The organism is Methylobacterium sp. Leaf99 (assembly GCF_001422375.1).
Classification (GTDB): Bacteria; Pseudomonadota; Alphaproteobacteria; order Rhizobiales; family Beijerinckiaceae; genus Methylobacterium.
The window spans coordinates 703,375-717,390 of record NZ_LMMU01000007.1; the positions used below are offsets into that span (position 1 = coordinate 703,375).

The window sequence follows — 14,016 nt, forward strand, 5'->3', positions numbered from 1 at the left end:
GGATCATTCCATCACGGCGGCCTTCATGATCACCACCATGATCGCCTTGGCCGGGTCCGGGCCGATGCAGCGCACCGTGTGGGGCCGGTCGCAGCGATAGCGCAAGGTCTCGCCCGTCCGCGCCCGCTGGACCGTACCGGCGACTTCGACCTCGAGCTGGCCGGCGGTGACCGTGACGGATTCCACCGAGCCGCGCTGGTGCGGATCGGAATCGAGGATGCCGCCCGGATCGGCCGTGACCTCGTACCATTGCAGCCACTCGACGGTCTTGATCCAGCCGACGATGGCGAGCCGCACCTTGCCGTCGTCGGAGACGAGGATCGGCGTATCGGCCCGCGAGGTCTTCTCGATGAAGGGTTCCTCGTCGCTGGTGGCCAGGACCCGCTCGATGGACACGTCGAGGGCCTGGCTCAGGCGCCAGATCGTGGCGAGCGTCGGATTGGTTTCGTTGCGCTCGATCTGGGAGATGATCGACTTGGCGACCCCGGACTGCTCGGCGAGCTCGGAGAGCGAGAGATTGTAGGCCTTGCGCAGGCGCTGGATGGTCTTGCCGAGCTGCCCCGACAGGACCTGGGCCCCCGTCAAAATGTCCCGCTGCCGCCCCCGCTCGGGCATCGTCACCTGATCGTCCATGGTCCCTGTCATCCGGCGGATCGTTCCGTACATCGAACGAACGTGCGGTACTTCAAACGCAATTTCGGAAGGGGCGCAAGCCGAGCGTCGGTCTCGACGCCGGCCGCGTCACCGCCAGAGCGCGTGGAAATGGTGGACCGGTCCATGGCCGCGACCGACCGGCACGGTATCCGCGGCCTGCAGGGCCGCCGTGAGGTAGCGCTTGGCCGCCGCCACCGCCTCGACGAGGGGGAGCCCCCGGGCGAGGCCCGCCGCCACCGCCGCCGACAGGGTGCAGCCGGTGCCGTGGGTGTTGCGGGTGGCGACGCGGGGGGCCGCGAACCGGCGCAGCGTCCCGTCTGCGCAGAGGAGGTGATCGACGCTCTCGTCGCCCTCCCCGTGGCCGCCCTTCACCAGCACCGCCCGCGCGCCGAGGGCCAGGAGCCGGCGGGCCTGGGCGACGGCCTCGTTCTCGCTCCGCGGTGCCGCGGCTCCGATCAGCGTTCCGGTCTCGGGCAGATTGGGGGTGACGAGGTCGGCCAGCGGCAGGAGCAGGCGGCGCAGGGCCTCGACGGCGTCCTCCGAGATGAGCCGGTCGCCGCTCGTCGCCACCATCACGGGATCGAGCACCACGGGAATGCCCCCGGCATGCCGGCGCAGGCCCGCCGCCACGGCCTCGATGGTGGCGACCTGCGACAGCATCCCGATCTTCACCCCCGTGACGGTGAAGTCGCCGAACACGCTGTCGATCTGCGCCGCGACGAAGCCCGCCGGCACGTCGTGGATGCCCTGGACGCCCAGGGTGTTCTGGGCCGTGAGCGCGGTGACGACGCTGGCGCCGTAGACGCGCAGGGCCGCGAAGGTCTTCAGGTCCGCCTGGATGCCGGCGCCCCCGCCCGAATCCGAACCCGCGATGGTGACGGCGATGGGGGTCATGGCGTGTCTCTCGGTTGGGCTCAGTCTATCGGGTGATGCCGCGCCCGGCGAGGGCCGCATCCACACGGTGGCGCAAGTCGCGCGCCCGCGCCTCCACACCTTCCCCGGCGAACAGGGCGGAGATGACCGCGACCCCGTCCGCCCCGGCACCGATCACCGCCGCCGCGTTGCTCGAATCGATGCCCGCGATGGCGCCGATGGGGAAGCCCTGCCCGCGCGCGAGGCGGCCCCGGAACAGGATGCGGCCGAGGCCGTCGAGGCCCACCGGCGGGTCGGGATTGTCCTTGCTGGCGGTGGCGAACACGCCGCCGATGCAGGCGTAATCCACCGGCAGACGGTAGGTTTCATCGGCCTGGGCCCCGGTCTTCAGGGTCAGGCCGACGATGGCCCCGCGCCCGAGGAGGCGCCGCGCCTCGGCGGGATGCAGGTCGGACTGGCCGAGATGCACGCCCTCCACGCCCGCCGCGAGGGCGAGGTCGACCCGGTCGTTGACGAGGAGGGGCACGCCGCTGCCGGCGAGCGCCGCGTGGATCGTCCGGATGCGCGCCAGGGCGGCGCGGGCGTCGGCGATGGTCTTCTCGCGGTACTGGAGCAGGGTGCAGCCGCCGCGCGCCGCGCCGGCCGCCATGGCGGCGAGGCGCGCCGGATCGGTGCCGCAGACGCCGGTATCGAGGATGCCGTAAAGGCGCAGATCCACCGGCACCGTTCGCTCCTGCGCCTCGTCCCGTCCGATCACGTCGTTCTCCCCCATCGCCCTTTCCGTACCGTCTTACGGGCACGGACCCGGACCGCAAAGGCACACGGACGGGAGCTTGGCCGACGGGAGGGCGTTGACCCAGCGAAGGGGAGAGGATCGGACCGAGATGGAACGCACGCCAAAGCAGAAGATGCTCGCCGGGGAACTCTACCACCCCGACGACCCCGAGATTCAGGCCGACGCCCATGCCTGCAAGGGCTGGATGGTGCGCTACAACGCGGCGCTCGGCCTGTCGCCCGCCGATCGGCGCGTTCTGCTGCGCGAGATTTTCGCCGGCGTCGGCGACGACACCGTCGTCCGGCCGCCCTTCCACTGCGATTACGGCCTGCACATCACCCTCGAGGACCATGTCTTCCTAAATTTCGGCTGCGTGATTCTCGATTGCGCGCCGGTCCATATCGGTGCGCGCACCCAGATCGGCCCCGGCGTGCAGATCCTGACGGCCGACCACCCCCGCGATGCGGCGTCGCGGGAGGCCGGCCTCGAATTCGCGCGGGCGATCCACATCGGCCGCAACGTCTGGATCGGCGGCGGCGCCCTGATCCTGCCCGGCGTGACCGTGGGCGACCACGCCATCATCGGGGCCGGGAGCGTGGTGACGCGGGACGTCGCCGAGGGCGACACCGTGGTGGGCAACCCCGCCCGGCCCCTGCCCCGGCGTGGCGAGGCCTGAGCCATCGGCCGCGCCGTTTGGCCGTTCATCACGGCGGCGCGATATGCCATGAGCACGGGGTGCGAGACCGAGGGGCGGATACGGTGACGACGGCGAAGGACATGCAGGGGCGCGACGGCGCCGCGCTTCCCAACCCGTCCGCCGTCGGGCTCGTCGCCGTCATCGTGGCGGCCACGGACGGGGAGCCGCGCGCCCTCACGGTCCAGGTCGAGGGCCAAGCCGCCGGCCGCTCCGTCGGCCTGCCCGCCGGCCCCCTGGTGCCGGAGCACCCGACCCTGGAGCGGGGCCTGCGCGCCTGGGTGGAGCGCCAGACCCACCAGCGCCTCGGCTATGTCGAGCAGCTCTACACCTTCGGCGACCGCGACCGGCAGGGCGATGAAGCCCAGGGGCTGCATTCCCTCTCCGTGGCCTACCTTGCCCTCGTGCGCGAGGTCCGGCCCGCCGGCCTCGCCGAGGCGTCCTGGCGCAACTGGTACCGCTACCTGCCCTGGGAGGATTTTCGCGAGGGCCGTCCGGCGGCCCTGGCCGAGATCGAGCCGAAGCTCCTGGCCTGGGCGGGCGAGACCGGCGATCCGAAGCTGAAGCGCCGGCGCGAGGACCGCCTGAGCCTCACCTTCGGCCTGTGCGACGGCGCCTGGAACGAGGAGCGCGTGCTCGAGCGCTACGAGTTGCTGTTCGAGGCCGGCCTCATCCCCGAGGCGCAGGGCCAATCGGGGTCGGCGAGCCCCGCCGACATCGCCGTGACCGGCCAGCCCATGGCGTTCGACCACCGCCGGGTGCTGGCCACCGCCATCGGGCGCCTGCGCGGCAAGATCAAGTATCGCCCCGTGGTGTTCGAGCTGATGCCGCCGACCTTCACCCTGTTCCAGCTCCAGCGCACGGTGGAGGCCCTGTCGGGCACCAACCTGCACAAGCAGAACTTTCGCCGGCTCGTCGCCCAGCAGGGACTGGTGGAGGAAACTGACGGCGTCACCAGCGGCGCCACCGGCCGGCCGGCGCGCCTCGTGCGGTTCCGCCGGGAAGTCCTGCTCGAACGCCCGGCCCCGGGATTCCGTTTGAGACCGGCGAAACGGCCCGCCTGACAATCGCGGCGCACCATCGAGACGTGCGCCGCAAAACAATTATGCTCAAGTCCAGCATATCTGGACAACGGGGCACGGGACCCCTACGTTAGTCGGCACAATGCTCACTTTGAGCATAAGTGAGGACGCATCCATGGCGGCCACCAGTTTCCCGATCTCCCCGGCGCCCGCGGCGTATCCCGGCCTGCCCCTGCCCGACATCTACGCGCGGGTCAGCCGGCACGTGCCCGCCATCGAATGGCCGGCCCTGGCCGAGGACGTGGCGGCGATCCTGGAACTGAAGAAGACGCGAAACGCCGTCATCCTGGCGCACAACTACCAGGCGCCGGAGATCTTCCACACGGTGGCCGACATCGTCGGTGACAGCCTGGCGCTGGCCCGCGAGGCCGTGACGGTGGATGCCGACGTCATCGTGCTCGCCGGCGTGCACTTCATGGCCGAAACCGCCAAGCTCCTGAACCCGGGCAAGACGGTGCTCATCCCGGACATGCGCGCCGGCTGCTCGCTGGCCGATTCCATCACCGCCGCCGACGTGCGGGGCCTGCGGGAGAAGTATCCCGGCGTGCCCATCGTCACCTACGTCAACACCTCGGCCGCCGTGAAGGCCGAGTCGGACCTGTGTTGCACCTCGGGCAACGCCGTCGACGTGGTGCGCTCGCTCAACGCCCCCCGCGTCCTGATGATTCCCGACGAGTTCCTGGCCCAGAACGTCCAGGCCCTGGTGCCCGAGGTCGAGATCCTGACCTGGGCCGGCCATTGCGAGGTGCACGAGCAATTTACCCCGGCCGACATCCACGCCGTGCGCGAGAGCTACCCGGGCGTCACCGTCATCGCCCACCCGGAATGCCCGCCCGATGTGGTGGCCGAATCGGATTTCTCCGGTTCGACCGCCATGATGATGAACTTCGTCACCGAGAAGCGCCCCCGGCAGGTGGTGCTCGTCACCGAATGCTCCATGGGCGACAACATCGCGGCGGCGAACCCCGACATCGAGTTCATCAAGCCGTGCAACCTGTGCCCGCACATGAAGCGCATGAGCCTGAAGAACATCCGCCATGCCCTGGAGACCCTGACCCACGAGGTCACGGTGGAGCCGGAGCTCGCCGACCGGGCGCGCCTGGCGGTGGAGCGCATGCTTGCGGTGCGGCCGCGATGAACGCGCACGCGCCTTTCTCTTTCGCGACGCCCGACCGCGTCGTCGTGATCGGCGCCGGCGTCGCCGGCCTCGCCACGGCGCTTCGCCTCGCGCCCCGACCCGTCACCCTGGTGACGGCGAGCCCCCTCGGGTTCGGCACCGCCACGGGCTGGGCCCAAGGCGGCATCGCCGCCGCCATGGGCGCGGACGATGCGCCGTCGCTGCACGCCGCCGACACCCTGGCGGCGGGCGCCGGCCTGACGGAACGGGATGTCGCCGAGCGCGTCGCGGCGGCCGGCCCCGGCCTCATCGACTGGCTTGTCGCCCTCGGCGCACCCTTCGACCGGGATGCGTCCGGCGCCCTCGCCCTCGGCCTCGAGGCCGCCCATTCCCGGCGCCGCATCGTGCGGGCCGGCGGCGATTCCACGGGACGGCTCGTGCTCGAGACCCTGGTGCGGGCCGTGGCCGCCACCCCCTCCATCGACGTGGTGGTGGCCCATGCCCGCGGCCTCCTGCGCGACGCCCACGGGGCGATCGCGGGTGTGGTGTGCGAGCGTGACGGCACGCGCCTGCGCCTGCCGGCCCGCGCCGTGGTCCTCGCCACCGGCGGCCTCGGTGCGCTCTACGCCTCCACCACCAACCCGCGCGGCGCCACCGGGGCCGGCCTCGCCCTGGCGGCCCGGGCGGGGGCCACCTTGCGCGACATGGAGTTCGTGCAGTTCCACCCCACCGCCATCGCCGTCGGGGCCGATCCGATGCCGCTGGCCACCGAAGCCCTGCGGGGCGAGGGTGCGCGCCTCGTCGACGCGGACGGGGCCCCGATCATGGCCGGCATCGCCGGTGGCGATCTGGCGCCGCGCGACGTGGTCGCCCGGGCGATCTTCCAGGCGCAGGGCCGGGGTGCCAGCGTCTTCCTCGATTGCCGGGGCGCGCTGGGCGCCCGGATGCCCGCGCGCTTCCCCACGGTGGCGGGCCTGTGCGCGACGGCCGGCATCGACCCGCAGCGTCAGGCAATCCCGGTGCGGCCGGCGGCCCACTACCACATGGGCGGCGTGAAGGTGGATGCGGCCGGGGCCAGCACCGTTCCGGGCCTGTTCGCCTGCGGCGAGGTCGCCTCCACCGGCCTGCACGGCGCCAACCGCCTCGCCAGCAATTCGCTTCTGGAGGCCATGGCGTTCGCCCCCTGGATCGCCGAGGCCGTCGCGGCCGTGCCGGTGCCGGGACCCGCCCAGCCCGAACCCGAGCCGACGCGACCGGCGACGGATCTATCGGCCATCCGCACCATCATGGAGACGCGGGTCGGCGTCGTGCGCGAGGCCGACGGCCTCGCGCAGGCGGTCCGTCGCCTCGCCCCCGCCGCCCGGGCCGGTTGCGACGCCGCCCTCGTCGGCCTCGCCGTCGCCACCTCGGCCCTGTCGCGCCGGGAGAGCCGGGGCGCCCATTGGCGCAGCGACTGTCCCGATCAGGCGACGCCCCGCCATACGGAGACGACCCTGGCCGAAGCCTTGGCACTGGCCGAAGCCTTGGCGTTGACCGAGACCGCCACGCCCGCCCTCGCCTGATCCGGCCCGCCGCCAGACACGCCCGGGAGGGCAGCCATGACCGACGACCTCCACCTCGTCCCCCTGCCCCGCCTGATGATCGAGCCCATCGTCAGGGCGGCCCTGATGGAGGATCTCGGGCGGGCCGGCGACATCACCACCGACGCCATCGTGCCGGCCTCCCTGACCATGAATGCCGTCATCGCCGCCCGTCAGGACGGCGTGATCTCGGGGATCGATGCGGCCGTCATCGCCTTCGGACTCATCGACCCCACCGTGGCGGTGACGGTGGTGCGGGGCGATGGCGCCCGCGTGACGCCGGGCGACGTGGTGATCCGCCTGTCGGGGCCGGCCCGCGCCATCATCACCGCCGAGCGCGTCGCCTTGAACCTCCTGTGCCGGATGTCCGGGGTCGCCACCGCCACGGCGTCCCTGGTCGATGCCGCGCGGCCCCACGGCAAGGCCCGCATCGTCTGCACCCGCAAGACCACCCCGGGCCTGCGCGCCCTGGAAAAGCACGCGGTGCGGGCCGGCGGCGGCTCGAACCACCGCTTCGGCCTCGACGACGCCGTGCTGATCAAGGACAACCATGTGGCGGTCGCCGGCGGCATCGTCCCGGCCATCACCCGGGCGCGGGCCTATGCCGGTCATCTCGTAAAAATCGAGTGTGAGGTCGATACCCTGGTCCAGCTCGAGGAAGCCCTGTCCGTCGGCGCCGACGCGGTGCTGCTCGACAACATGAACCCGGATCAGCTGCGCGAGGCCGTCCGGATGATCGACGGGCGCGCCATCGCGGAGGCGTCGGGCCGGATCACCCGCGAGACCGTGGGCGCCGTGGCGGCGTCCGGCGTCGATCTCATCTCCTGCGGCTGGATCACTCACAGCGCACCGATCATCGATCTCGGCCTCGACGACGCCTGAATTTCGGGCCTGAACCGGGAACGTTACGGCCAAGGCGCCACAGTGTGGCCACGGAGTCACGACGTCGCGGCAACCGATGGTGCAGCGCGGATAGCGCTTGGCTTTGCACGGCCAGCGTTTACGTCTTGGGCATGCTTCGCGCGGTACCGTGCGGCGAGCTGATCACCACTTCCGACTGCCCTCGAGAGGCCCCGATGCGCCGTTTCGCCCCCGCCCTCACCGGGCTCGCCTGCGCGCTTGGCGCGTGGGCCTCGCCCGCCGCCGCGTACGAGATCGACCCCCTCACCCGCCAGCCCCTCGACAACGCCCTGGTGCTGCGCGTGCGTCCGCAGGCCGAGCCGGTGGCCGCCGTCGCGGTGCCGACCGCCAACGCCTCGCTCTCGCCGGCCGACCCCATGGCCTCGGCCGTGCCGCAGATGTCGGCGATCCAGCGCGAGCAGGTGGCCTATGCGGGCAACTACGCCCCCGGCACCATCGTGGTCTCCACCGCCGAGCGCCGGTTGTACTACGTCCTCGGTGACGGTCAGGCCCTGCGCTACGGCGTCGGCGTCGGTCGTCCGGGCTTCACCTGGGGCGGCGTGCAGACCATCACGATGAAGCGCGAGTGGCCCGATTGGCGTCCCCCGGCCGAGATGCTGCGCCGCCGTCCCGACCTGCCGCGTTTCATGAAGGGCGGCATCGAGAACCCCCTCGGCGCCCGCGCCATGTACCTTGGCAACTCGATCTACCGCATCCACGGCTCCAACGAGCCGGAGACCATCGGCACCGCCGTGTCCTCGGGCTGCATCCGCATGACCAACGAGGACGTGAGCGACCTCTTCACCCGCGCCAAGGTCGGCGCGAAGGTCATCGTGGTGCGCTGAGCGCGCCGAGCGAAATTGAGCTGCTGAAGGGCCGGTGGAGACACCGGCCCTTTCGCGTTGCGGCCTACTTCGACACCGCAAAAAATCGCGACAGCAGCCACAGGGGCACCACCACCACGGCGCCCGCCAGGATCCAGCGGCCGAAATCGTGGAACGTGTCGAGGCCGAGATCGACCAGGGCGCGCACGGCGTCGTAGGCGTGCCAGAACAGCAGGCCCGGCGTCACCCCGAGCATCGCCATCACGGCGCCGACGAGGATCGACAGGAACAGCAGCTTGGCGAACACCGCGGCGGGCGAGCCGCCGAGGAAGCGGCGCAGGGTCGAGCGGCGCGCCGGCTCCGCGTAGCCGCCCGCATAGGGCTGGCCGGGAAAGGGCTGCGGGCGGCGCGGGTCGTTGTCGATGCTCATCGGATGAAATGTCCTTGCGGCGCGCGGCCTGTGGTCTCTCTCAACCCGCCGAAGCCGGCGGAAGCGTGACCGAATCGACACACCCCGTCGAAACCGGATCGGCGCTCGGGCGTTAGGCGGGTTGCCGCCGACGGCGCAGGTGGCAATGCGCGCCGCGGGGTCCAAGTTGGTGCGACCTGATTTTTGTCATGAAACGAAGCGACCCATGATCGACCACGCCCTGTTCGACCCGGCGACGATCGATCCGGAGACCAAGCGGCTCAACGCCGAGATCATCGCCGCCCATGCGGCGCAGGCCGATCCGTGGTCGATCCCCATCGCCGAGGTCCGTGAACGCCGCCGCCAGGGCACCAAGGCCTCCCCCGCCATGCCCCGCAGCGCGCGGGCCGAGATCGTGACCATCGACGGGCCCGGCGGCCCCCTGTCGCTCAGGATGATCCGCCCCGACGCGAAGAAGTGGGCGAAGACCCGCGGCGCCTATCTCCACATCCATCGCGGCGGCTGGGTCTGGGGGGCCGCCGACGAGCAGGACCCCTGGCTCGAGCGCATCGCCGACACCTGCGGTTTCGTCTGCCTCTCCGTCGAGTACCGTCTCGCCCCCGAGCATCCCTACCCGGCGGCCCTTGAGGATTGCGAGGCCGCCGCCCTGTGGCTCGTCGGGCCGGGTCGGGCGGAGCTCGGGATCACCGCCCTCACCATCGGCGGCGAATCGGCCGGCGCGCACCTCGCCGTGATGACCCTCCTGCGCCTGCGCGACCGGCACGGCCTGCCCCGCGCCTTCCGGGGCGCCAACCTCAATGCCGGGTTCTTCGACCTCGGCCTGACCCCGAGCGTGCGCAACTGGGGCGACGAGCGCCTCGTGGTGAACACCAAGGATCTCACCACCTTCGCCAACGACTACGTCCGCGACGGCATCGACCGGCGCCGTCCCGACGTGTCGCCCCTCTACGCCAACCTCGCCGGCCTGCCCCCGGCCCTGTTCACCGTCGGCACCCACGATCCGCTCCTCGACGACACGCTCTACATGTCGTCGCGCTGGGCGGCCGCCGGCAATGGCGGCCACACGGCGATCTATCCCGGCGGCTGCCACGTCTTCGTGCGCTATCCCGGCGCCATGTCCGAGCGCGCCCTGGAGCTCATCGACCGCTTCCTGATGGCCCTCGCCTGAGCCCGCCTCCCCCGGACCACGCCCTGCCCGAACGGTTCGCGGCGTGGTTCTCCGCGCGGGGCTGGACGCCCCGGCCGCACCAGCTCGATCTGCTCGCCATCGTGCGGGCGGGTCGCTCCGCACTCCTGGTCGCCCCCACGGGGGCCGGCAAGACCCTGGCGGGCTTCCTGCCCAGCCTCACCGCCCTTGCCGATCGCCCCCCCGCGAAGACGTCGCGCGGGCTGCACACCCTCTACATCTCGCCCCTGAAGGCGCTGGCCGTCGATATCGCCCGCAACCTCGAGGCGCCCATCGCCGAGATGGGCCTGTCGATCCGCGTCGAGACCCGCACGGGCGACACGCCCTCGCACAAGCGCACCCGGCAGGTCGAGCGCCCGCCCGACATCCTGCTGACGACGCCGGAGCAGCTCGCCCTGCTCATCGCCCACCGCGAGGCATCGGACCTCTTCGCCAACCTGTCCTACGTCGTGCTCGACGAGCTGCACGCCCTGGTGACCTCGAAACGCGGCGACCTCCTGTCCCTGGCGCTCGCGCGGCTGCACCGCCTGAGCCCCGGTCTCACCGCCATCGGCCTGTCGGCGACGGTGCGCGAACCGGACGACCTGCGGCGGTATCTGGTGCCGCAGCGCTCATTTGGGTCGGACATGCGCGGGTCCCCTCTCCTGGAAGGAGAGGGACAGGGTGAGGTGTGTGCCCCATCCGAAAAGGTCGCACACCTCACCCCAGCCCTCTCCTTCCAGGAGAGGGAGCACCGTGGCGACGACGCCCTGGTGCCCGGTCCGATGCCCATGGCCGACCTCGTCGTGGTGCGGGGCGGTGCGGCCCCCGACCTCCACATGCTCGACACCGGCCTGACCCTGCCGCTCGCCGGCCACACCGCCTGGCAGGCGATGCCGGCGATCTACGATCTCATCGGGCGCCACCGCACGGTACTGGTCTTCGTCAACACCCGGCTTCAGGCGGAATACACCTTCCAGGAACTCTGGCGGATCAACGAGGAATCGTACCCCATCGCCCTGCACCACGGCTCCCTCGACGCCTCCCAGCGCCGCCGGGTCGAGGCGGCCATGGCGGCGGGGCAGTTGCGGGCCATCGTCTGCACCGCCACCCTCGACCTCGGAATCGACTGGGGCGACGTCGATCTCGTGGTCAATATCGGCGCGCCGAAGGGCGCGAGCCGGATCATGCAGCGCATCGGCCGCGCCAACCACCGCATGGACGAGCCCTCGAAGGCCTACCTCGTGCCGGCCAACCGCTTCGAGATCCTCGAATGCCAGGCCGCCCTCGACGCCGTCGAGGCCGCCGCCCAGGACACGCCCGATGCCCGCCTCGGCGCCCCGGATGTCCTCGCCCAGCACATCCTCGGCATGGCCTGCGCCGACGCGTTCGATCCGGTGCAGCTCTACGACGAAATCGTCTCGGCGGCGCCCTACGCCACCCTCAGTTGGGAGGATTTCGAGGCGGTGGTCGATTACGTCGCCACGGGCGGCTACGCCCTGCGCGCCTACGAGCGCTTCGCCAAGATCCTGCGCGGCCCCGACGGCCTGTGGCGGGTGCGCGATGCCCGCACGGCCCAGCAGTACCGGATGAATGTCGGCACCATCGTCGAATCAGCCAAGGTGAAGGTCCGCCTCGCCAGGGCGAACCGGGCGCGGCCGGGGGCGGTACTGCCCCGGGGCGGCCGGGTGCTCGGCGAGATCGAGGAGGATTTCGCCGACACCCTCACCCCCGGCGACACCTTCCTGTTCGCCGGCGAGGTTTTGCGCTTCGAGGGCCTGTCCGAGGACGAGGCCCTGGCCACCCGCGCCGGTCCCGGCACCGACCCGGCGATCCCGTCCTACGCCGGCGCGAAGTTCCCGATCTCGACGTTCCTCGCGGCGCGGGTGCGGGCGATGATCGCCGATCCGTTCGAGTGGGACCGCCTGCCGAAGCAGGTCTCCGACTACCTCGTCCAGCAGCGCACCCGCTCGGTGCTGCCCGGCGCCACCGGCCTCCTGGTCGAGACGTTTCCGCGGTCGGGGCGCTACTACCTCACCGCCTTCCCGTTCGAGGGCCGCCTCGCCCACCAGACCCTGGGCATGCTCCTGACCCGGCGCCTCGAACGCGCGCGGATGCGGCCGCTCGGCTTCGCCGCCAACGATTACGGCATCGCCATCTGGATGACCCGCGATCTCTCCGCGCGCATCGCCACCGAGCCGGAGTTCCTGGATGCCCTGTTCGCCGAGGACATGCTCGGCGACGACCTCGAAGCTTGGCTCGACGAATCGGCGATGATGAAGCGCACCTTCCGGCAATGCGCCGTCATCGCCGGGCTCATCGAGCGGCGCTATCCGGGCCAGGCCAAGACCGGGCGCCAGGTCACCATGTCGACGGACCTCGTCTACGACGTCCTGCGCAAGCATCAGCCCGACCACCTGCTCCTGCGCGCCGCGCGCCAGGATGCGGCAACCGGACTCCTCGACGTGAGGCGCCTCGGTGTGATGTTGAGGCGCGTCCAGGGACACATCGTCCACAAGGCCCTGGACCGCGTCTCGCCCCTGTCCGTCTCCGTCATGCTCGAGATCGGGCGGGAGAAGGTCTACGGCGAGGGCGCGGACGAGATTCTGGCCGAGGCCGAAGCGCAGCTTCTCGAAGAGGCGCTGGGGTAACGAAGCGCGGCGACGCGCCCCCTTTCAACAACGAGGATGCGGTTTTGGCGCTCGGCGTACGACTCGAGAAGACCACGAAGGCGCCCGGCCTGACCCTCGCCGGCGAACACCTCACCCTCGACCTGTGCGGCGGCCTGTGGCTGGCCGCCCATCGCACCCTGGTGGTGTCCGATCTCCATCTCGAGAAGGGCTCGGCCTTCGCGGCGCGCTCGGGCCAGTTCCTGCCGCCCTACGACACCCGCGAGACCCTGGCCTGCCTGCACGAGGTCGTCGCCCGCCTCGATCCGGCCCGCGTCGTCGCCCTCGGCGATTCGTTCCACGACGCGCGCGGACCGGACCGGATGGAGCCCGGCGACCGGGCCATGGTGGCGGCCCTGCAGGAGGGGCGCGACTGGGTCTGGATCGCCGGCAACCACGACCACGCCGTCACCGAGGGCGTCGGCGGGCGCTACGCCGAGACCCTGACCGTGGGCGGCCTCACCCTCCGGCACGAGCCCAGTCCCGAGGCGGAGGACGGCGAGGTGTCCGGCCACCTGCATCCCTGCGGCAAGGTCGCCATGCGGGGCCGCGCCGTGCGCCGCCGCTGCTTCGTCACCGACGGGCGCCGCCTCATCATGCCGGCCTTCGGCGCCTATGCGGGCGGTCTCAACGTGCGCAATCCGGTGTTCGAACCGCTGTTCCCGGCGGGCTTCACCGCGCATCTTCTCGGGGATGGCCGCGTCTTCGCCATCGGCCGGGCCATGCTGGCGAAGGATTAGCGACCTTCTTCGCCGGCCTGCCGTCAGGCCGCCACGAGGAGGGACGTGCCCGCCACCGCCGACAGCACCAGCCGCAGCCGCCCGAGCCACACGGGCACGAGACCGCGGCGGGGCAGGTCCTGATCGACGAAGCCCCAGGACAGGACGAGGCAGCCGAGCATCCGCAGGTCCCACGGGGCCGGGACCGCGAGGGCCGCCCAGGCCAGGAGCGAGGGCACGATGGCGATGGCGTAGTCCGCCCCGCCGCCGCCGCGGGCCGCAGCGGCGCCCCAGCGGATGCCGCCGAGGAACGAAGCGACCACCGCCCCGTAGGTCGAGAGCACGGTGCGCGGACTCAAGCCGATGGTGCTGAGGCCGGCATCGCCACCGCTGACCGACAGGAAGGCGAAGCCGAGGAACGGAATCAGGCCGGCGATCCCGAGAATCAGGGCCGCCGGCGGTACCGTCGTCACGCGCGCCATCGGGTCTCCGGTCGTCCAGGAATTCACGTTCCGGCCGGCCCATGCCAACCCG

At 71.6% G+C, this 14,016-nt stretch carries 14 protein-coding genes; 9 read left to right on the forward strand and 5 right to left on the reverse strand.

Features of this window, described 5'->3' with window-relative positions; genetic code table 11:
* Positions 1 to 3: 3 nt before the first annotated feature.
* The 3 genes from ASF28_RS14165 to thiE all read right to left on the reverse strand — a co-directional run bounded on the left by ASF28_RS14165 (position 4) and on the right by thiE (position 2,299).
* The gene (locus tag ASF28_RS14165; RefSeq protein ID WP_056093608.1) at positions 4 to 633 is read right to left on the reverse strand and encodes a helix-turn-helix domain-containing protein; all 630 of its coding nucleotides are present in this window, start codon (positions 631 to 633) and stop codon (positions 4 to 6) included.
* Between the two features lie 108 nt (positions 634 to 741).
* Entirely contained in the window at positions 742 to 1,548 is an 807-nt protein-coding gene (gene thiD / locus ASF28_RS14170; protein ID WP_056093610.1) for a bifunctional hydroxymethylpyrimidine kinase/phosphomethylpyrimidine kinase, read from the reverse strand.
* A gap of 25 nt (positions 1,549 to 1,573) precedes the next feature.
* The gene (gene thiE, locus ASF28_RS14175; RefSeq protein ID WP_056093613.1) at positions 1,574 to 2,299 is read right to left on the reverse strand and encodes a thiamine phosphate synthase; all 726 of its coding nucleotides are present in this window, start codon (positions 2,297 to 2,299) and stop codon (positions 1,574 to 1,576) included.
* 112 nt (positions 2,300 to 2,411) lie between these two features.
* On the opposite strand from thiE, the gene ASF28_RS14180 reads away from it, so the two are divergent.
* The 6 genes from ASF28_RS14180 to ASF28_RS14205 all read left to right on the forward strand — a co-directional run bounded on the left by ASF28_RS14180 (position 2,412) and on the right by ASF28_RS14205 (position 8,520).
* Positions 2,412 to 2,978: a sugar O-acetyltransferase gene (locus ASF28_RS14180; protein ID WP_056093616.1), complete on the forward strand. Its 567-nt coding sequence runs from the start codon at positions 2,412 to 2,414 to the stop codon at positions 2,976 to 2,978.
* Positions 2,979 to 3,079: 101 nt separating this feature from the next.
* The gene (locus ASF28_RS14185) at positions 3,080 to 4,060 is read left to right on the forward strand and encodes an NUDIX hydrolase (protein WP_056093619.1); all 981 of its coding nucleotides are present in this window, start codon (positions 3,080 to 3,082) and stop codon (positions 4,058 to 4,060) included.
* Positions 4,061 to 4,193: 133 nt separating this feature from the next.
* Positions 4,194 to 5,216, forward strand: a complete 1,023-nt coding sequence (gene nadA, locus ASF28_RS14190; protein WP_056093622.1) for a quinolinate synthase NadA — start codon at positions 4,194 to 4,196, stop codon at positions 5,214 to 5,216.
* The gene (locus ASF28_RS14195) at positions 5,213 to 6,757 is read left to right on the forward strand and encodes an L-aspartate oxidase (protein WP_056093623.1); all 1,545 of its coding nucleotides are present in this window, start codon (positions 5,213 to 5,215) and stop codon (positions 6,755 to 6,757) included. Before nadA ends, ASF28_RS14195 begins: the two co-directional genes overlap by 4 nt.
* Before the next feature lie 36 nt (positions 6,758 to 6,793).
* Positions 6,794 to 7,657 (forward strand): carboxylating nicotinate-nucleotide diphosphorylase, encoded by an 864-nt coding sequence (gene nadC / locus ASF28_RS14200; RefSeq protein WP_056093627.1) that lies wholly within the window; start codon positions 6,794 to 6,796, stop codon positions 7,655 to 7,657.
* Between the two features lie 194 nt (positions 7,658 to 7,851).
* Positions 7,852 to 8,520: a L,D-transpeptidase gene (locus ASF28_RS14205; RefSeq protein ID WP_056093630.1), complete on the forward strand. Its 669-nt coding sequence runs from the start codon at positions 7,852 to 7,854 to the stop codon at positions 8,518 to 8,520.
* A gap of 64 nt (positions 8,521 to 8,584) precedes the next feature.
* On the opposite strand, the gene ASF28_RS14210 is transcribed toward ASF28_RS14205, so the two are convergent.
* Positions 8,585 to 8,929 (reverse strand): DUF6460 domain-containing protein, encoded by a 345-nt coding sequence (locus ASF28_RS14210; protein WP_056093633.1) that lies wholly within the window; start codon positions 8,927 to 8,929, stop codon positions 8,585 to 8,587.
* A 205-nt stretch (positions 8,930 to 9,134) separates the two neighbouring features.
* Between ASF28_RS14210 and ASF28_RS14215 the strand changes: the two genes are divergently transcribed.
* Genes ASF28_RS14215 through pdeM form a run of 3 tightly spaced genes read left to right on the forward strand, consistent with a single transcriptional unit; the run spans position 9,135 to position 13,503 of the window.
* Positions 9,135 to 10,097, forward strand: coding sequence for an alpha/beta hydrolase (locus ASF28_RS14215; RefSeq protein ID WP_056094225.1), 963 nt, complete (start codon positions 9,135 to 9,137; stop codon positions 10,095 to 10,097).
* A complete protein-coding gene (locus tag ASF28_RS14220) occupies positions 10,094 to 12,745 on the forward strand; it encodes a ligase-associated DNA damage response DEXH box helicase (protein WP_056094228.1) in 2,652 nt (883 codons plus the stop codon). The genes ASF28_RS14215 and ASF28_RS14220 overlap by 4 nt, the downstream gene beginning before the upstream one ends.
* A 44-nt stretch (positions 12,746 to 12,789) precedes the next feature.
* Positions 12,790 to 13,503, forward strand: coding sequence for a ligase-associated DNA damage response endonuclease PdeM (pdeM, locus tag ASF28_RS14225; protein WP_056093636.1), 714 nt, complete (start codon positions 12,790 to 12,792; stop codon positions 13,501 to 13,503).
* A 23-nt stretch (positions 13,504 to 13,526) separates the two neighbouring features.
* Here pdeM and ASF28_RS14230 read toward each other — a convergent pair whose 3' ends face one another.
* A complete protein-coding gene (locus ASF28_RS14230; protein ID WP_056093638.1) occupies positions 13,527 to 13,964 on the reverse strand; it encodes a DUF3429 domain-containing protein in 438 nt (145 codons plus the stop codon).
* Positions 13,965 to 14,016: the final 52 nt, after the last annotated feature.